Here is an 18404-nt window from a genome sequence, read left to right on the forward strand (position 1 = left end):
TTCGATCGACTAATTATGAAAGTTAATGATAGCAATATATCGTTCATGAGACATCAATCAAGTATTTTTGCTCTCGATGGGTTTATTAGCCTAATGATGGTAATAACCCTACTGAAATAAGGATTTGAATTGCAATGATAAACACGCCAACGCTACCCGCTAAAAACAGCGCTTTGCTTCCACCTAACACTTGGTAAGTTGATTCTGTAGCGTGAGGTTTTACTATTAAATCTGTGTAACGAACTTTGTATACCATTACTGTCGGCAGCAGAATTGCGAGCACTGAAAGTGCAATGGCAGCGTAACCCAAAGCCATGATAAAACCTTGTGGGTAGAACAAGGCAAAACCTAATGGTGGTAAAAAAGTGATAGCGGCCGTCTTAACGCGTTTGGCATTGCCTAGTTTCTTGCTTAGAGAGTCCCCCATGAATTCAAATAACCCCAAGCTCACGCCAATAAAAGAAGTAAGAAGTGCAAGGTCAGCAAATACACCCACGATCAAGCTTAAGTTTGATTGATGAACAGTTTGCGATAGTGAGACTAGAAGCGCACCCAAGCTAGTATCAGACAATAATTGCTCTTGGCTAACCACACCCAACGTAACACTCTGCCAGAAAACATAGATGACCAAAGGCAGTGCAGAGCCAATAATCATGACCTTACGTAAAGAGCGAACGTCACCATCCAGGTATCGAACAATTGAAGGGATGCTGCCGTGGAAACCAAAAGAGGTAAACACAACCGGTATCGCAGCAACAATCAGGCCTTGATGCAAAGGCATGCTCATTAGGTATTGAGAGGTGATGTTTGGTGCAAGGAAACTGAGTACCAGTACCATCGCAATCAGTTTAAGTCCGAATAAAACGCGGTTAACTTTATCAACACTGTGTGTACCAATCGTCACAACTCCCGCAACTAACAGTGTAAATAGGAGTGTAGTGACTTGGCCATTGAGTTCAATCCCTGCGATATCCGAGATACGTTGGTTAAACTGCGCACCGCCACCTGCAATGTATGCGGCACACAAAGCGTAGAAAAGAAACATCACGGCGAAGCTTGCGATCCACTTTCCTTTCGTTCCCAAAATCGTGTGAGCTAACGTGTGTAGAGTTGCGTCCGATTCAGCGAATTGATGAAGCTCTACCATTAATAATGCGGTGAAGGCCATGAGAGCCCATAAGCCAAGCATTAGAAATAGTGAGGTTGAAAAGCCAATTCCTGCAGATGCGAGTGGAAGAGCGAGCATGCCGGCACCAATGGTTGTGCCTGCAATGATCAAAGTACTACCAAAAACCTTTGATTTATTCATTGTATATAATTCTTTACGTTAGGGTGGGTTTTCGTTGTGTTTCTTCTGGTCTAAGAGAATAAACCCAAAGAATATCTCGATTTTCAAGTATCTTGATTGAGTTTAATTCCAAATGCAATGTTTAATGTAATTAAAAATATCCACTGTATATTAATATGTACAGTGGTTGGTGCGTAAGGAACTAAAAATGCTTAAGCAAACGTTTGAGTGTGATTTGCATCAAAATTTATAGGGTAATTTGTTGTAATTGGTGTAAGGTGACAGTACATATGTCGTTCGCGTATGCCCCTTTAGCGTAAACAAGCGTTAATGATCGCGAGTAGCTTCAAGCTATAAATATGGAATGGGTAGAGTAGAGTGCGTTCATCAAAGTGACATAATATAAGTCCAAGATGGTGCACTAGTTAATCGGACAACATGTCCACACCAAGGAATAGAGGGGGCACTATGAGTGACCAATCTTATAATGACGAAAGTCTAGAGTTGTTAGATGCTATGGAAATTGGTATCGATTTATCTGACTATGAACAGACGGTTAAACAATTAGCAGAAGAGCTTTTCAAGTCTTCGAACTAAGTTTTTAAAATCTTTAATTAGGTTTTACTGAGCTAAAGGTTTCTGTAGTTCAACGTTCTCAAATTAAACAATTCTTAAACTGAGCAAATCTCATTAGCTCACACGTCATAACAAAACTATCCTCATTAAAGTTCGCGAAGATAAACGAGTACGTTTACCATGTTACTTAGTTCTCGATACTTTAATGAGGTTCAATGAACTTTCTCGCACACCTCCACATCGCCAAGCATTGTAAAAGTAACTTAGCGGGTAATCTGTTAGGTGACTTCGTTAAAGGCGACCCTAGTAAATACTATTCAAACTCACTTTCAGACGGAATAAGACTTCATCGATTCGTTGATAGCTATACTGATCTTCATGATGTGTCTCGTTCTGCAAAATCGCTTTTCTCACACCAAACACGACGCTTTGCACCTATCGCACTCGATGTATTTTGGGATCACTGCTTAGCCAATCATTGGGCTCAGTTCTCAACGCAATCACTTGAGCGCTTTTGCGTAGACAGCCATCAACAGATCTTTGAACACCAAGAGCCTCATTGGCCTGAGCACTTCATTACTGTTCACCAGAAAATGGCAGAACAACGTTGGTTGCTAAGTTATCAAGACATGTCTTCCATTGAGGTGGTATTGCAACGCATGGCTTTGAGACGGCCAAAGCTTGGGATGCTTAAGTCTTGCTATCACGACCTAGAACAGCACTACAACACGTTGCAGTGTCACTTTAATGAGCTTTATCCTAGTGTTTTAGAAGAAGCGAAGCAGTTTAATTCGCTTCAAATGAAGAAAAATCAAAAGGAAAGGTAAACAGCGTAATGCAGGTTTGCTACAATCCGCGCCTATTTAATCTTTGAGCATCATACTATGTCTGAATCTACAAAATCTTTTAACCAACTAGGATTATCTGAGCATCTTCTTGCTACGTTGTCAGAGCTTAACTTTACGGCTCCTACCAGTGTTCAAGAGCAAGCGATTCCATTGGTATTAGAAGGCAAAGATGTATTGGCTGGTGCTCAAACGGGTACAGGTAAAACGGCCGCATTTGGTTTGCCAATTATCCAAAGATTAATCGAGACAAAAGATAACGTTATTCCAAACCCGAAGCTAGTTCGTGTGCTTGTGTTGGTACCAACACGTGAACTAGCGCAACAGGTTTTCGATAACGTAACCAGCTACGCAAAGGGCACCGACATCAAAGTCGTGGTGGCTTACGGCGGCGTTAGTATGAAGGTTCAAACTGAAAACCTACGCGGGGGAGCTGATATTCTTGTCGCGACTCCGGGCCGTCTTATCGACCATATGTTCACTAAGAACATCATGTTGAGCCACACTGAAGTGTTGGTACTGGATGAAGCAGACCGCATGCTAGACATGGGTTTCATGCCTGATATCAAACGCATTCTTTCTCGTATGAATGAGGTGCGACAGACTCTGTTCTTCTCTGCGACGTTTGATAACAAAATTAAAGCTCTGGCACATCGAATGATGCAGTCGCCAAGCGAAATTCAAGTGACGCCAAAAAACAGTACCGCTGACACCGTTACCCAGATGGTTTATCCCGTTGATAAATCGCGCAAGAGTGAATTATTGGCTTATTTGATTGGCTCAAAGAACTGGCAACAAGTGTTGGTGTTTACTAAGACTAAGCAGGGCACCGATGCTCTCGTTAAAGAGCTTAAGCTAGATGGCATTAAAGCGGCATCAATCAATGGTGATAAGAGCCAAGGTGCGCGCCAAAAAGCATTAGACGATTTCAAGTCAGGCAAAGTACGCGCGTTAATTGCAACCGACGTGGCAGCTCGAGGTATTGATATCCAGCAGCTAGAACAAGTTGTGAATTACGATATGCCATTTAAAGCGGAAGACTACGTTCACCGTATTGGTCGTACTGGCCGTGCTGGCAACAGTGGTTTAGCGATCTCTTTGATGAGCCAGGATGAAGCTTACCTACTGGGTGACATTGAACGATTGCTGGATACGCGCTTGCCTCAAGAGTGGCTAGAGGGTTTTGAACCAAGCCTAGAAAAAGATCTAGCCCCCGATCGAGGTGGTCGCAGTAAAAGTCGTTCATCAGAAAAACGTAAGATGAAAGCGAAACTTAAGATTCACCAAAACCGCGGTAAAGCACGTCGCTAAACTTGCTGGCGGTTGCATCGTTTGTGATACTGTAAAAACATAAGCAGACTTGCTCAGACATAAAAATGCCCCGCTACTGATATATTCAGTAGCGGGGCATTTTCGTTTTCGTTTTCGTTTTAAGCACTAAGCATGAAACTTAAAGCCGCGATTTTAGTGTTTGTTTTGCTAGTGTTCGCATTTCCACACACAAGGGACTTCATAAATAAGCTCTTCAATCGAACTCGTATTCAATACCCATTCATCACTGATATTGAACGTACTGATCATTTGCTTGTTGAACAATTGCCAATGATTTAACAATGCTTCTTCAGGTGTCGATTGCATGTCGCCTTCATTCCATGTGCTTTCCATGAAAGGAGTAAGGCATACCGCTCCGTGCGCATACATGATCATTTGCCATTTAATTTCATAAATGTTGATCAAATTATCTGGATTCGCATCATTATATTCATCTGCCAACATATTAATTTGTTTTTCGATATCACCAACATTGTCGATAAAGTAATCGACCAAGTTGTCTTTTTGGCGAACAGAGTCGGTGATAAGTTGCATCGGTTTGCGTGAGTGAATCATGTTGCTAAAGAGGCGCATACTGAACAAATAGATAGTAATATTTGGCGCGACGCCTTTTGGTAACTCTTCTACGATTTTAGCAATGTATGACTGAAAATAATCATGTAAACAATCACTTATAGCATGCCAGATTTTCTCTTTGCTACCAAAATGGTGGCGAATAAGGCTATGAGATACGCCTGCTTTCTCACTGATGTTACGAAGAGAAACACTGTCATAACCATGCTCACAGAACATATCCGCAGCTACACCCATGATCAAAAATCTCGTCTCTTCAGCGTCTTTCGCGCTTCTTCTGCCTTGTTTCTTTTCAGTCATCTTCATTTCTACATTTACCGGATTACCACATTCTACACTGTTTTTCTTGAAATAAAAAATACTGCACAGGTGGAAAGTAAAGCTTGAGGATTCTTTAATAATAAATATACTGCCCATCTGTGTAATAAATCATAATAATTAGATGGAGAAGCATCATGCAATCCAATTTGTCTATCAAAGCGATACCGACCAAGCGTGCGGGCGCGGTTATTGCCGCACTATTGCTCGCAGGCTCTCTAACTGGATGTAACAAAGTGCAATCAGAGGAAAATGAGCAGGTAATCAAGCCTGTAAAGTTATTTGAGATTCCTCTGCAGGCAGATATCGAGCTTGATAGTTTTATCGCAAAAGTGGATGCAACCGACCGTGCTGCGCTTTCATTTCAAGTGGGTGGCGATATCGAAGCTTTCGATGTTCGTATGGGACAAGAAGTTAAGAAAGGTCAGGTGCTAGCCGTATTAGACGCGACGGATTACCGTATTGCCGTTGATGCAGCTCAAGCTAAATTTGACTTGGCGAACAGCCAATACAAGCAAGCTTCTGAGTTGTATTCGAAAAAGTTAGTCAGTACCGATTACTACGACCAAGCCGTCAACACCTTTACTGCCGCTGACGTTGAGTTGGAACAAGCAAAAACAAACCTTGGTTACACCACATTAGTTGCTCCATTCGATGGCGTGGTATCGATGGTGTTTGGTAAGCAATATCAGTTAATTGCTGAAAAGCAGCCAGTTCTTAATATTTTGAATCACAGTGAAATGGATGTGACGTTCTCTATTCCGGTATCTAAGCTTGAAGACCGTTCTATTCAAGACCTAACGAGCTCAAACATGTGGGTTGTAATGGATAGCCACCGCGGTATTCGTATCCCAACGCGTTTTAGAGAGATCTCTACACAACCAGATGAAGACACCAACAGCTACCAAGCGGTTGTATCTATCGACAAGCCGGTAGGCATCAATCTACTTTCTGGAATGACAGCGCAAGTTGAAGTTCAGAAGAGTAAGTCAGACTACGGTATTGGCATTGTTGATTCAGCTTGGCTAACCAAACAAGCTGACCATGGCGAGCTATGGCGCTATAACCCAGACTCTCGATCGATTTCTAAAGTACAAGTCCTGCTTGATGAGCAAGGTAAAGTTATAGAAGGTCTTTCTTCTGGTGATCTTATCGTTGAAGCAGGTGTGGATGTGTTATCTGGCGGACAGCAAGTAAAAGCTTGGCTTCGTGAGGGGGGTATTTAATGAACCTTTTAAAATTATCAGTTGTTGTCGCGTCGGTTTTGTTACTTCAAGCCTGTAACAATGAAGCTGTACACCGTGAACAACCGCCTTTATTGGTTTCTACCTTTGACGTTGGCGCGCCGCTGACTGATCAGTTCAGAAGTTTTAATGGACAGGTAATGCCCGCTGAATTGACCCCCTTGGCATTTAAGCTCGCAGGCGAAATCCAACAAGTCTTGGTAGAAGCCGGTGACAACGTCGAAAAAGGCCAGTTACTTGCGACCTTAGACAACGCGACGTACCTTCAAGATCTGACTGATGCTAACTCTCAATTCAAACTGGCGAGCAAGCAGTTGGCCCGTGGTACGGAGATGTTTGGTAGCAAGATGTTGTCGCAGTCAGAGTTAGACCAACTAACGGCTAACTATAAGCTGGCATCGGCGAATTTGGCGGCTGCAAAACGCAAGCTAAGTTACACAGAGCTTTTAGCGCCATTTTCCGGGACAGTTTCTACGGTGGACAAGCAACGTTTCGAAAACACGACACCGGGTGAAACACTATTAAGCGTGTACCAGAACGATAAGGTGTATGTACGAATTCAAGTATCAGATTCGATCTTGGCATCGATCAGTCCAGACATGCGTTCAAATAGCTATCGTCCTGAGGCGACCTTTGGCGGTCACACAGGGCAATATCCACTGACGTATCTAGAGCACACTAGCGAATTGCACCCACAATCACGTACCTACGAGTTTTGGATGCAGATGCAGCAGCCTGAAAGTGAAATTCTGCCGGGCACGAGCGTCACGGTCAATGTGGATATGGCGAAAGCGGGTCTGAGTGATGTTCAAGGTTACCAGTTACCAATGACAACGCTAGTAGCGGGCTCTGAAGCTAATCAGTTCTATGTGTGGAAAATGGAAGACGGACAAGCATTCAAAAGCGAAGTAGAAGTCGACAAAATCAGTGGCCAAGGCGCATTAATCGCTCATGGTGTTGAGCAAGGTGATCGACTCGTAAACTCGAATCTAAGAAAACTCCGTGACGGAATCGAATTGTCAGGAAAAGCAGAATGAACATCGCAGAATATTCAATAAAAAACAAAGTAATCAGCTGGCTGTTTCTAGTCATTTTGGCCATTGGCGGTGTGTCGTCTTTTGGCAACCTATCCCGTTTAGAAGACCCAGCTTTTACCATTAAAGATGCAATGATTATTTCAACTTACCCCGGCGCTACGTCTATGGAAGTTGAAGAAGAGTTAACGTATCCACTTGAAAAAGAGATACGACAGCTGCCTTATATCGACAAGATTACTTCAACGTCGTCGAATGGTATGTCTCAAATTATGGTCAGCATGAAGATGGACTACGGTCCAGACGAGTTGCCCCAAATCTGGGATGAAATGCGTCGTAAAATCAACGATCTACAGCCAACACTACCCAGTGGTGTTAACTCAGTTCAGATCATTGATGATTTTGGTGACGTATTTGGTGTGATGATCATGCTGACCGGTGATGGCTACGATTATGTCGAGCTAAAACAGTACGCAGATTACCTAACGCGTGAAATCGAATTGGTTGACGGTGTTGGCAAAGTAAGTATTGCGGGTGACCAACAAGAGCAATTGTTTGTTGAGATGTCACTTGAGCGTTTAGCGGCGCTAAACCTAGATATGTCGATGGTAACGTCACTGTTAGCACAACAAAACAGTGTGGTATCGGCAGGCGAGGTAATGTTGAATGGCCAAAGCCTAACAATCAAACCTAACGGAACATTGAGCACGGTTGAAGAGCTAGAAAACCTGATCATTCATGGTCGTGACACAGGCAATTTGATTCGCTTGAAAGATGTCGCTGAGGTTACTCGCGGTATCCAAGAAAAACCGGGCAATGTATTAACGTACAACGGCAAACCAGCAATCAACCTTGGTATTGCGTTCTCTTCAGGCGTAAACGTCGTCGAAATTGGTAACGCGTTAGATGCCGAACTGGATCGTTTAGAAAGCATTAAGCCTGCCGGTGTAGAGCTGAACTACTTCTACAACCAAGCGCAAGAAGTAGACAAATCAGTGGCTGACTTTTTAATCAGCCTAGTAGAAGCCGTTGCTATTGTTATCATCGTACTGCTTTTTGCAATGGGTTTACGCAGTGGTTTGATCATCGGTCTAGTGTTTCTATTGACGGTATTTGGAACCTTCATCCTGATGGATTACAACGATGTCGAACTGCACCGTATCTCACTGGGTGCACTTATCATCGCTCTCGGTATGCTGGTGGATAATGCGATTGTTGTCGTTGAAGGTATTCTGGTTGGCTTGAAGAAAGGCAAAACCAAGCTTCAAGCAGCGAAGGACATCGTGACACAAACACAATGGCCACTATTGGGTGCGACCATTATTGCTATCACGGCCTTTGCACCAATCGGTTTGTCGAAAGACGCGACAGGTGAATTCATGGGCTCACTGTTCTGGGTTTTGTGTTTTTCATTGTTCTTGAGCTGGGTTACAGCGCTAACGCTGACTCCGCTCCTTGCAGAAATGATGCTGAAAGAAGAAGACAAGGTCGATGAGAACGAAGACCCATACAAAGGTATTCTGTTCGTTGTATTCGGCGCGTGTCTGAAAGTAGCACTTCGATTTAGGTGGCTTACCGTAGTAAGTATGGTCGCGCTATTAGCAGTTTCTGTTGTTGGTTTTGGTATGGTGAAGCAGCAGTTCTTCCCGCCATCAAATACGCCAATGTTTTACGTCGATATGTGGATGCCGGAAGGTACCGATGTACGTGAAACGATTAAGCAGACAGAAAAAGTTGAAAGCTACATTCGCCAGCAAGACGACGTTGAGTTTGTAACTACAACAGTTGGCCAAGGCATGCAACGTTTTGCGCTGACATACCAACCCGAGAAAAGTTACGAAGCGTACAGTCAACTGCAGGTACGAACGACTGACCGAGACACCATGTTTAAAGTCTTAGAAGGGCTAGACAAGGACTTGGCCAATAAATTTGAACAACCTACGTTCCAATTTAAATTGATTGAGTTTGGCCCGTCGCCAGCGTCAAAAATCGAAGCTCGTATTAGCGGTGCAGACCCGCAGATCCTTCGCAGCATAGCTGTTGAGGTAGAAGATATCTTGTTGGCGGATCCTGGTTCTCGAAATGTGCGTCACGACTGGCGTGAACGCACCAAAGAGCTCGTGCCACTGTTTAACGAATCAAAGGCACGTCGCCTTGGTATTTCAAAGACGGATCTGTCTGAGACATTACAGATGGCGTTTGGTGGCTACAACATCGGTTTACTGCGCGATGGTACGCACATGTTACCTATCGTGGCACGCCTGCCTGAAGAAGAGCGTTTTGACTTTGAATCACTGAACAATGTGAAGATCTGGAGCCCATCACTGCAAACCTACATTCCTGTAGAACAAGTGATCGATGGGGTTGAGCTTCAATGGTCTGAGCCACTGATTCAACGTCGTGACAGAAAGCGTACGTTAACGGTTCTGGCTGATCACGATGTATTGGGTGATGAAACACCAGCTAGCTTGTTTGCTCGCGTAAAACCACAAGTAGAAGCATTGGCTCTACCAGAAGGTTACAGCATCAGTTGGGGCGGTGAGTACGAGAGTTCTAAAGATGCACAAGAATCTCTATTTGGTTCACTGCCAATGGGTTATTTGTTGATGTTTATCATCACTATGCTTCTGTTCAACTCGGTTCGTAAGCCACTTGTAATTTGGTTTACGGTGCCACTCTCTATCATTGGCGTTTCGATTGGTCTGTTAGGCACTAATATGCCATTTAGCTTCACTGCGTTCTTAGGTCTATTGAGTCTAAGTGGCATGATTTTGAAGAACGGTATCGTACTGCTTGACCAGATCAACAGTGAGCTACAAACAGGTAAAGACCCATATTTAGCGGTTGTCGACAGCGCGATCAGTCGTGTACGACCGGTATCTATGGCAGCACTAACGACTATCTTGGGCATGATTCCCTTGGTATTCGATGCATTTTTCGGCTCGATGGCGATTACCATCATGGCAGGCTTAGGCTTTGCTACAGTACTAACGCTAATAGTAGTACCAGTGATGTTCGCCATTCTATATAGAATCAAACCGTCCACTGCGGGTTATTAGGGATTGATATAAAAAAGATTCTTTTAAGCCAGCCCAGTCAATTTTGATTGGGCTTTTTTACGGATATGATTTGATAAAACAAGACGAAGATAGGTCCGAACTAAGAGGACGTTGCGATAGCAATGCGTGCCTTAACAAGGATCGTTTTAAAAGATAGGTATTTATAGAGTCGTTAGCCAATGGTAAAGCGGCTTCCGGTATAATAGAGAATAGGGGCTAGATTCTAGATTGCTAGGCGGATATCCAACTCAATCGGCTTTGGCATGGCTAAGTGATAGCCTTGATACATATCGAAGCCTAAACTTTGCATCGCAGTCAGTTGCTGTTGGGTTTCTATCCCTTCGATGACCGTCTTTGCACCGATTTGGTTGGCAAGCTTAACTACTAACTCCATTTTTTGAGTATCACCGTTTTCAAAATCCAACATCACAGAGCGATCGATTTTGATGATATGAGGAGTGATATGGCGAACACGTTGCTCTGTTGACGCCTGTGCTCCAAAGTCATCAACCGCGATTTGAAAACCATTATCTGCAAGTGAGTGGGCCGCGTTTTTTAAGCGTTCTTCACTCTCTACATTAAGTTCGACCAACTCCATGACGATTTGTTCGCACGATAAGTTAAGCTCGTGAAGACGTTTAGCTAACAGAGTGTCTTTTACTTTTTCTGATGCAAACAACTCACCAACGTTTGGAAGTACGTTCAAAAAAAGGTTTAAGTGACGGACCGTCGATTGTGCGAAGTTACGGATGTGAATGGCTCGGCTCAGTCTCTCTACGTTGATTTTGTCTGTGTATGAGGTTTCGTCTGAATGGAAGAAGTGATCTGGGCGAACGACATCACCTTTACAATTGGAAATACGAACCAAAGCCTCTACGCCTATCTGAGTAAAAGAAGAATCAAATATAGGTTGGTAGACACTTGTAAGTGTTAAGTCTTGGTATTTCGCAATAAACTGCATATCGGCATCCACAGATATACAACTAATAAATTCACTTCTGTCTGACAAAATCATAATCGCTAATAAAAGGTGTTTATTCAGTGACGAGAATATACATCACAGTTGTCATAATATTGACAGGTGTTGATAAATTGTCAATTAATAAAAATTAATTTGTCACGGTAACATCTAAATAATTAAAGTCAGCGAAAAATCAGGATGATAAAGGTCATTATGTATCAAGGATATATATTGATTAGCTTGTTTAATAGGTTCAGTGAATTTGATGTCTGAGTAACCTGTATCACATCAACCCTATCAATATAAAGCCTTAACACGTATACACCTAAAATAAATATGGTTAAAGGCTTACATTCTGGGGGAGTATCAAAATAATAAAATAAATAGATCTTTGTGGTTACATAAAAATGATGTCTGTCTCTCAAAATTAATATTGAGGTTGTTAAGTTATTAATTAGTAAACTGGAGAATCAGGATAATAAATGAGTGGAATATAGGTGTTATTTTATAAAATAATAGTGTTGGTATAATTATTTACGTTATATATCAAATTGAAAATTGGCTTGTATTTTACTGCCATTGTATTACCGCATAAAGTTGCAGGTATTTACGAACTAGTTGTTGATTTCCAGAGCGTTTTAGCGGGTGAGCGAATCGGATAAAACACGGACTGATTTTGAAGTTACTATTTAAATCATCTGCGAATTGAGTATCACTCTCTCTTAGCGTGATACCTTGTAGGCTGTAGTCGCTAATCTGGTCTGGGAGTTCCCCCATCCACCAATGCAAGAGTTCACCACTGTTTTTGCTTCGACTTATCCAATGGTCGGAGACAATAATCAATAGGTCATTGGGTTGAATGGCAAATCCGTACTCTTGCTGCCAGTTATGAATGTCCAGCATCAACTTTTTACGACAAGTCTTTCCTGCGCTCACCATATGGTGGCTAATCATCCAAACGGTACCAATTTCAGAAGAGATTCGGAAGTGTCGTGGCGTTTCACCAGAAGAGAGCATTTCTAGTGGGCTTACGTTGCTTGCATGATTGAAGCTAACGAAAGTGTGCTCCATTCGTCTCGCAAACGCTTTGCCTATGTGATGTTCACTGATCCCTTGATTGTGTACGGTAGGGTAATGACGCTCACAAAGTTTCAAGCAATCGTCTTGAAACTGATTGACGCTTTTAATCACCAGATCTAATAACAATGAAGCCTCTTATACACGGTTGCTATCTTATTGATGGGCAATAGTACGGTAATTTCGGCGCCATTACCTATTGTCAAAGTGCGAGTTCTTGATCCCTCTATCAAAATTAACCATTACTGAGCGATTTTATGGATAGCACTGGCACTCTACTGGTCTGTAAACTAAATTATGAGGAATTATAGCTAGTTAGAAAACTTGAACTGATTGGCAGAGTTGCAGTGAGCTAACGAAATTATAGCTTAGTCGGCTAATCACAATTGTTCTACATACTCTTTATTTGGAAACACCCATGACCATTCAATTAGATTCAAAGCAAAAATCCGAACTCACTCATACACTTCAAAAGTACCTACAAGATGAGCTCGATGTAGAGCTTGGTCAGTTCGACACTGAATTCTTAGTCGACTTCATCAGTAAAAAGTTTGGAGCCGTGTATTACAACAAGGGGATAGAAGACGCTCAAAAAGTGATGGAACGTAAGATGTTAGACATATCAGATGAGCTCTATGAAATTGAACAAATCGTTGAAATATAACTCAGCAAGCGATTGTTCGACAAAGAAATTTGTCCATAAAGCAACTTGTTCAAAATTTTTGAATAACTCGTTTAATTTGAAATGATGTAACTAATGTAAAACTTGGTAAATAATATGTTACGCAAACTTAGTGTAGGGTACGCTTTTCAAAACTACACGACACGTTAACATTCGGAAGAGATGCATGAACAACAACGTCAAAAATTACAATCCTTTAGCAAGAGCAATGCATTGGATCTCAGCACTCGCAATATTTGGCCTATTTGGTGTAGGCCTATGGATGGTTGATCTTTCTTACTACAGTGAGTGGTACAAAACAGCACCAGACTACCACCGTTCGGTAGGAATTCTTTTGGCTGCCGTTACCATTATCCGCTTGCTTTGGAAGCTAGTTACCGCGTCACCTAATGTGGAAGGTAAAAGCTATGAAATTGTAGCGGCGAAGATCGCTCATGGATTTATGTACATTAACTTAGCGGTTTTATTTATTTCAGGTTATTTGATTTCGACATCAGATGGCCGTGGGATCGAGGTATTCAATTGGTTCACTGTACCAAGTATGGGTGAACTATTTGTAAACCAATCTGATCTCGCAGGAACGGTTCACTACTATGCTGCATGGGTACTGATCATTATGGCATCAGTGCACGCCTTAGCGGCGATAAAACACCACGTTATCGACAAAGACGATACGCTACGAAAAATGATAGGAGCTTCAAAATGAAAAAGTCAATTATCGCTACAGGATTAGCATTTGCTATGGCAATGCCTTTCGCTGCGAACGCCGCTGATTACGTGATTGATACAAAAGGTGCGCATGCTTCAGTTAACTTCAAAGTTAGCCACCTAGGTTACAGCTTTATCCAAGGTCGTTTTAACACATTCTCAGGTGACTTCTCATTTGATGAGAGCAACGTTGAAGCGTCTAAAATCAACGTAACGGTTGATACAACTAGCCTTGACTCAAACCACGCAGAGCGTGATAAGCACATCCGTAGCGGTGATTTCATCAATGCTGGTAAGTTTTCTGATGCGACATTCAACAGCACAAAAGTGGTTGATAAAGGCGACGGCAAACTTGAAGTTATGGGTGACCTTAAACTTCACGGTGTAACTAAGCCTATCGTTATCGAAGCTGAATTCATCGGTGCTGGTCAAGACCCATGGGGCGGTGAGCGTGCTGGTTTCGTTGGTACAACTCGTCTAGAGCTTGCTGACTTCAATATCCCAGTAATGGGCGCTTCAAGCTATGTAGACATGGATCTGCATGTCGAAGGTGTAAAGAAGTAATCTAGCTATCAATAATCGCTATCAACATATTTTAGAAAGATCAAAATCCTAGTCGATACGAGATAGGGCAGCGTTAGCCGGTTATTTAGTAATATGGAAAGTAGCAAAGCAGCTAGAATATAGAGAAAGGCGCAAAGTTTTCACTTTGCGCCTTTTTTATTGAGGTAAATGGCCACGCGTTTAGGTCTGTTTTGTGTCAAACCTTTTACTGCGTCTTAAGCCACCATTTACCTCTGCCAGTCAACGTTGCAATGACTGAGTTATCTAGCTGAACGACTAATCCCTAATAGTTCAGCCTACGATTCGTTACTTTGTTTCTAATGAAACGCTTGCTTTGTAAACAGTCGCTAGTTAAGCCGTTTCTAGTTCAGCCTTTGGAACCACGTTTAGGCGGTCGCCATAGATTGGACGTAGTGCTTGCATAACTTCAGTACGAGTCATCACACCGACCATTACGCCATTTTCTAGCACTGGAAGCATATGTGGTTGGCTTACTTTCATCGCTTTTGCACGCTCTTCTAAAGAAAGAGAGGTCAGGCGAGTGGCATAGCCCATGCTTGTTGTCGGGTACAGTTGTTCTTTATCGATACATAGGAACTCAGCAACATCGACCAGTTTGTCGTTTGCATCAATAGCCACTACGTCACGGCTCATTAGGTCTACCACTTTCTGACCTTTAGTCGGAATGTAGTCTTGGCACCAAAGGTCAACCATTACGTCGTGAACAGAGAGGATACCTACTAGGCGGCCTTCAACATCGCAAACAGGAGCGCTAACAAGTTGAGCATCTAAAAGTGAATCAATCGCCACTGAAGTAGGCATTTCTACGCTCAGTGTAATTGGTTGAGTGTTCATGATTTGCTTGATAGTAGTTGTAGTGTTCATAGTGGTTTCCTTAACTGACGTAATTTCTGTTGTTTGAGTTATTGCTGTAATTTTTGCCGCTTTAAGCTGCGGGCGACGGTAGATACTCCAATTGGCTAAGCCGACCAATACCGCACCACCTACAATGTTGCCGAATGTCACTGGTATTAAGTTTGCAGTGACAAATTTCATGATGTTCAGGTCTGCATACTGGGCTGATGTTGCGCCAATTTGCATCCAAAAACTCTCTGGTGCGAATGCTTGAATTGTGATGCCTAATGGAACCATGAACATATTCGCCACACAGTGTTCAAAGCCTGAGCTAACGAACATTGCAACGGGTAATACGGTCATCATTGCTTTAGTCATGGCGTTAGCTGAGCTGAACGTTAACCAAATTGCTAAACACACTAGTAAGTTACAAAGCACACCCAAAGCGAAAGCTTGAACAGGGCTGTGGTGTAGCTTGTGTTGAGCAATGTTTAGAGCGTTTAAGCCCCATTGCCCACCATCCAGTTGATATAAGCCTGCTGCACTTACCAAAGCCAGTAGGAACATGGCACCGATAAAGTTGCCTACATATACCTTGCCCCAGATAGACAACATCTTGGTGAAGGTTATCTGCTTATTAGCCCATGAAATGCTTGATAACACCGAACTGGTAAATAGCTCGCCACCACAAATAACAATCAGGATTAACCCCATGCTGAATGCAAGACCACCGGCTAAGCGACTTAATCCCCATCCTGCATCAGCGCTACCTGTGGTCACCGTGATGTAGAATAAAAAAGCAAGCCCGATGAATGCGCCAGCCATGATTGCCAAACTCAATGTCATGCTGCTGGTTTTATTTGCTTTGCTTAATGCAAATTTCTCGGCTTCCGCCATCATTTCTGTTGGCGAGAACAGTTGCTGATTTTCAGAAGTGCTGGTTGCCATATCCCCCCCTTGAACAATCCGTCATGTGTAATTCCTAGTGTTAATGACTTGGTTAATCCGTAATGGTTAATCAGTAATGTTTTGCAGGGCTCGTTGTGTCCTGCCATTCCAGATTAGGGGGTTGAGGGGTAGAGGTAAAATTGATAATTTTTAGAAACCACATCAAAAATATTGATATAGATTTGGTTAGGCGTAGAATGAAATTGATTGCTCATCGGCTTAACAAAAACGAGCAGCAGGACATAAGTTATTAAAAGAATTAAGGATAGATTTTGCGTTATTCATTAAAGCAGCTCGCCGTCTTTGACGCGGTAGCAGATTCGGGAAGCGTAAGTCAGGCAGCTGATAGGCTTGCATTGACTCAGTCGGCGACAAGTATGTCTCTTGCACAGTTGGAAAAAATGCTCGGCAGGCCTTTGTTTGAAAGGCAGGGCAAGCAAATGGCGCTCACTCATTGGGGCATGTGGCTTAGGCCAAAAGCGAAGCGTTTACTGCAAGATGCACAGCAAATTGAAATGGGGTTTTACGAGCAGCATTTATTGAGTGGAGAGCTCAAACTCGGTGCGAGCCAAACCCCGGCAGAACACCTGGTTCCAGACCTCATCAGTATTATTGATAACGACTTTCCTGAGATGCGAATCTCGCTTGGTGTACAAAGTACCGATGCGGTTATAGATGGCGTATTAGATTACCAATATGACCTTGGCGTTATCGAAGGTCGCTGCGACGATAACCGAGTTCATCAAGAAGTGTGGTGTACCGACCATTTAACGGTGGTTGCATCGGCTCATCACCCATTTGCAAAGCGTGAACGTGTCAGTTTGGCGCAACTAGAACAAGCGAAGTGGGTATTGCGTGAACATGGCTCAGGTACTCGCAAAGTTTTTGATAGCTCTATTCATCATTTAATTGGTGATCTTGATGTTTGGCGAGAATATGAACACGTTCCTGTTTTAAGAAGTTTGGTAGCAAACGGCCCATATTTAACGTGTTTACCTTATCTCGATGTCGAGCAGTTTGTTGAATCTGGCCAGCTCGTTACTTTGAATGTTCCTGAGCTTGAAATGGAACGTACGCTTTCGTTTATTTGGCGTGCGGATATGGCAGAAAACCCACTTGCTGAATGTATTAAGCGAGAAGGCAAGCGCATGATGAAAGGTAAGCCGTCGGTTCTATAGCGGTAATTTGATAAAGGCTAGGGGCTGTTGACCTTTCGTGGTTAAGTTTTGTTCGAGGTAAAATCGTTTTAGGCGCGGCGAAGAGTATGTAGCCTAGTCATTTTAAGCAAATATTCTTCAACAAAGCATAAAGCGATTTTAACCGAACCCTTCGGGCAGTCCTTGTGGTTCATTTCTACTGCGTTATCGCCTTTTCATGTAGGCTAACTACACATCAAAGCCTCTGCCTTGTATAAATTTCCCACAAGAGCTGCAAAATAAAGCTCGAAAGGTTAACAGCCCCTTATAACCCAATGTGTTGAATAAGCGATTCCGGTCTCTATCTGGTGATAAATGCACATTCGTGTACATTATTAATGTGATCACGATCGGCTAAAAGAAGGCGTTCTTCCCATAATATGCTTACTTGATTTTAAGTGAGGCTAAATCCGGTGCGATGAATTTCGTAATTAGGCTTTAGAAATAGTATGAGTACATTAGTCGCGATTTCATTAACAACAGGTATTTTGTCAGGTCTATGGGGATGGATAGCTATCTCTTTCGGCTTGCTGTCATGGGCCGGTTTCTTAGGTTGCACAAGTTATTTTGCTTCGCCAACGGGCGGTGTTAAAGGACTAGCAGGCAGCTTACTGACCAACATGACAGGTGTATTCTGGGCAATGGTGATTATCGAAAGCTCAACCTTCGCAGGGTTAGAGATATTAGGCTATATGATTACCGCTGTTGTCGCTTTCTTTATGTGTATTCAAGCCAAACAAGCGTGGCTAGGTTATATCCCAGGAACCTTCATTGGTTGCTGCGCGACGTTTGCAGCAGGCGGCGATTGGCAACTTGTCGTGCCATCTTTACTGCTTGGTGGTGTCTTTGGATACTTGATGAAAGCAACGGGGCTTTGGCTTCACGAAAAATCGACTCAATCTTCGGAAGCGGTTGAACAACACGCTAAACAAGCCAAGGCTTAATTCGTTAACCTAACCTTAATTCGTTAACCTAACCTTAATTCGTTAACCTAACCTTAGTTTAGTCACTGTGAACTCTTGCAAGATAACCCCCAATTAATTTGTATATCGATTTATACAGGCACACCACTTGGTGTGCCTTTTTTGGGGCTTTGTTGCGTAATTCAATGGAACTAAATCAAGAACCTACGATCTGATCAGCT

General features: G+C 42.8%; 16 protein-coding genes. 11 read left to right on the forward strand and 5 right to left on the reverse strand.

Annotated elements, in window-relative coordinates; translation table 11 throughout:
- Positions 1–85 precede the first annotated feature (85 nt).
- Positions 86–1309, reverse strand: coding sequence for an aromatic amino acid transport family protein (locus AB6E08_RS13855; protein ID WP_017100524.1), 1224 nt, complete (start codon positions 1307–1309; stop codon positions 86–88).
- Positions 1310–1756: 447 nt separating this feature from the next.
- Here AB6E08_RS13855 and AB6E08_RS13860 point away from each other — a divergent pair, with 447 nt between their 5' ends.
- From AB6E08_RS13860 to AB6E08_RS13870, 3 genes are all read left to right on the forward strand, one after another.
- The gene (locus AB6E08_RS13860; RefSeq protein ID WP_017059831.1) at positions 1757–1885 is read left to right on the forward strand and encodes a hypothetical protein; all 129 of its coding nucleotides are present in this window, start codon (positions 1757–1759) and stop codon (positions 1883–1885) included.
- Positions 1886–2079: 194 nt separating this feature from the next.
- Complete coding sequence (locus AB6E08_RS13865; RefSeq protein WP_065678988.1) at positions 2080–2691, forward strand: ACP phosphodiesterase; 612 nt, start codon at positions 2080–2082, stop codon at positions 2689–2691.
- Between the two features lie 57 nt (positions 2692–2748).
- The gene (locus AB6E08_RS13870) at positions 2749–4020 is read left to right on the forward strand and encodes a DEAD/DEAH box helicase (RefSeq protein ID WP_371707568.1); all 1272 of its coding nucleotides are present in this window, start codon (positions 2749–2751) and stop codon (positions 4018–4020) included.
- A 168-nt stretch (positions 4021–4188) separates the two neighbouring features.
- Here the strand turns inward: AB6E08_RS13870 and AB6E08_RS13875 are convergent, their stop codons facing one another.
- Positions 4189–4920 (reverse strand): TetR/AcrR family transcriptional regulator, encoded by a 732-nt coding sequence (locus AB6E08_RS13875; RefSeq protein WP_009845253.1) that lies wholly within the window; start codon positions 4918–4920, stop codon positions 4189–4191.
- A gap of 149 nt (positions 4921–5069) precedes the next feature.
- Here AB6E08_RS13875 and AB6E08_RS13880 point away from each other — a divergent pair, with 149 nt between their 5' ends.
- The 3 genes from AB6E08_RS13880 to AB6E08_RS13890 are packed head-to-tail and all read left to right on the forward strand — an operon-like array spanning position 5070 to position 10269.
- On the forward strand, positions 5070–6158 hold the full coding sequence (locus tag AB6E08_RS13880; protein WP_372065396.1) for an efflux RND transporter periplasmic adaptor subunit: 1089 nt from the start codon (positions 5070–5072) through the stop codon (positions 6156–6158).
- The gene (locus AB6E08_RS13885; protein ID WP_371726702.1) at positions 6158–7213 is read left to right on the forward strand and encodes an efflux RND transporter periplasmic adaptor subunit; all 1056 of its coding nucleotides are present in this window, start codon (positions 6158–6160) and stop codon (positions 7211–7213) included. Before AB6E08_RS13880 ends, AB6E08_RS13885 begins: the two co-directional genes overlap by 1 nt.
- Positions 7210–10269, forward strand: a complete 3060-nt coding sequence (locus AB6E08_RS13890) for an efflux RND transporter permease subunit (RefSeq protein WP_372065399.1) — start codon at positions 7210–7212, stop codon at positions 10267–10269. Before AB6E08_RS13885 ends, AB6E08_RS13890 begins: the two co-directional genes overlap by 4 nt.
- Before the next feature lie 223 nt (positions 10270–10492).
- On the opposite strand, the gene AB6E08_RS13895 is transcribed toward AB6E08_RS13890, so the two are convergent.
- Both AB6E08_RS13895 and AB6E08_RS13900 read right to left on the reverse strand, forming a co-directional pair.
- Entirely contained in the window at positions 10493–11230 is a 738-nt protein-coding gene (locus AB6E08_RS13895; RefSeq protein ID WP_122047319.1) for an EAL domain-containing protein, read from the reverse strand.
- A gap of 570 nt (positions 11231–11800) precedes the next feature.
- Positions 11801–12436 (reverse strand): hypothetical protein, encoded by a 636-nt coding sequence (locus AB6E08_RS13900; RefSeq protein ID WP_009845296.1) that lies wholly within the window; start codon positions 12434–12436, stop codon positions 11801–11803.
- A 289-nt stretch (positions 12437–12725) separates the two neighbouring features.
- Between AB6E08_RS13900 and AB6E08_RS13905 the strand changes: the two genes are divergently transcribed.
- From AB6E08_RS13905 to AB6E08_RS13915, 3 genes are all read left to right on the forward strand, one after another.
- Positions 12726–12971 (forward strand): DUF2164 domain-containing protein, encoded by a 246-nt coding sequence (locus AB6E08_RS13905; protein WP_017059821.1) that lies wholly within the window; start codon positions 12726–12728, stop codon positions 12969–12971.
- 184 nt (positions 12972–13155) lie between these two features.
- The gene (locus AB6E08_RS13910) at positions 13156–13695 is read left to right on the forward strand and encodes a cytochrome b (RefSeq protein WP_017100530.1); all 540 of its coding nucleotides are present in this window, start codon (positions 13156–13158) and stop codon (positions 13693–13695) included.
- The gene (locus AB6E08_RS13915) at positions 13692–14261 is read left to right on the forward strand and encodes a YceI family protein (RefSeq protein ID WP_029222775.1); all 570 of its coding nucleotides are present in this window, start codon (positions 13692–13694) and stop codon (positions 14259–14261) included. Before AB6E08_RS13910 ends, AB6E08_RS13915 begins: the two co-directional genes overlap by 4 nt.
- Before the next feature lie 351 nt (positions 14262–14612).
- Here the strand turns inward: AB6E08_RS13915 and focA are convergent, their stop codons facing one another.
- The gene (focA, locus tag AB6E08_RS13920) at positions 14613–16064 is read right to left on the reverse strand and encodes a formate transporter FocA (RefSeq protein WP_009845303.1); all 1452 of its coding nucleotides are present in this window, start codon (positions 16062–16064) and stop codon (positions 14613–14615) included.
- Positions 16065–16336: 272 nt separating this feature from the next.
- Between focA and AB6E08_RS13925 the strand changes: the two genes are divergently transcribed.
- Positions 16337–17242, forward strand: a complete 906-nt coding sequence (locus AB6E08_RS13925) for a LysR substrate-binding domain-containing protein (RefSeq protein ID WP_009845304.1) — start codon at positions 16337–16339, stop codon at positions 17240–17242.
- A gap of 467 nt (positions 17243–17709) precedes the next feature.
- On the forward strand, positions 17710–18204 hold the full coding sequence (locus AB6E08_RS13930) for a DUF1097 domain-containing protein (RefSeq protein ID WP_012600670.1): 495 nt from the start codon (positions 17710–17712) through the stop codon (positions 18202–18204).
- Positions 18205–18404: the final 200 nt, after the last annotated feature.

The sequence above is a fragment of the Vibrio sp. 10N.247.310.24 genome, assembly GCF_041467175.1.
GTDB classification, from domain to species: domain Bacteria; phylum Pseudomonadota; class Gammaproteobacteria; order Enterobacterales; family Vibrionaceae; genus Vibrio; species Vibrio tasmaniensis_A.

Excerpts from the sequence above, each read along its gene's own strand:
- AB6E08_RS13855 (WP_017100524.1), bottom strand. The coding sequence starts at position 1,309 with ATGAATAAATCAAAGGTTTTTGGTAGTACTTTGATCATTGCAGGCACA.
- AB6E08_RS13860 (WP_017059831.1), top strand. The coding sequence starts at position 1,757 with ATGAGTGACCAATCTTATAATGACGAAAGTCTAGAGTTGTTAGATGCT.
- AB6E08_RS13865 (WP_065678988.1), top strand. The coding sequence starts at position 2,080 with ATGAACTTTCTCGCACACCTCCACATCGCCAAGCATTGTAAAAGTAAC.
- AB6E08_RS13870 (WP_371707568.1), top strand. The coding sequence starts at position 2,749 with ATGTCTGAATCTACAAAATCTTTTAACCAACTAGGATTATCTGAGCAT.
- AB6E08_RS13875 (WP_009845253.1), bottom strand. The coding sequence starts at position 4,920 with ATGAAGATGACTGAAAAGAAACAAGGCAGAAGAAGCGCGAAAGACGCT.
- AB6E08_RS13880 (WP_372065396.1), top strand. The coding sequence starts at position 5,070 with ATGCAATCCAATTTGTCTATCAAAGCGATACCGACCAAGCGTGCGGGC.
- AB6E08_RS13885 (WP_371726702.1), top strand. The coding sequence starts at position 6,158 with ATGAACCTTTTAAAATTATCAGTTGTTGTCGCGTCGGTTTTGTTACTT.
- AB6E08_RS13890 (WP_372065399.1), top strand. The coding sequence starts at position 7,210 with ATGAACATCGCAGAATATTCAATAAAAAACAAAGTAATCAGCTGGCTG.
- AB6E08_RS13895 (WP_122047319.1), bottom strand. The coding sequence starts at position 11,230 with ATGCAGTTTATTGCGAAATACCAAGACTTAACACTTACAAGTGTCTAC.
- AB6E08_RS13905 (WP_017059821.1), top strand. The coding sequence starts at position 12,726 with ATGACCATTCAATTAGATTCAAAGCAAAAATCCGAACTCACTCATACA.
- AB6E08_RS13910 (WP_017100530.1), top strand. The coding sequence starts at position 13,156 with ATGAACAACAACGTCAAAAATTACAATCCTTTAGCAAGAGCAATGCAT.
- AB6E08_RS13915 (WP_029222775.1), top strand. The coding sequence starts at position 13,692 with ATGAAAAAGTCAATTATCGCTACAGGATTAGCATTTGCTATGGCAATG.
- focA (WP_009845303.1), bottom strand. The coding sequence starts at position 16,064 with ATGGCAACCAGCACTTCTGAAAATCAGCAACTGTTCTCGCCAACAGAA.
- AB6E08_RS13930 (WP_012600670.1), top strand. The coding sequence starts at position 17,710 with ATGAGTACATTAGTCGCGATTTCATTAACAACAGGTATTTTGTCAGGT.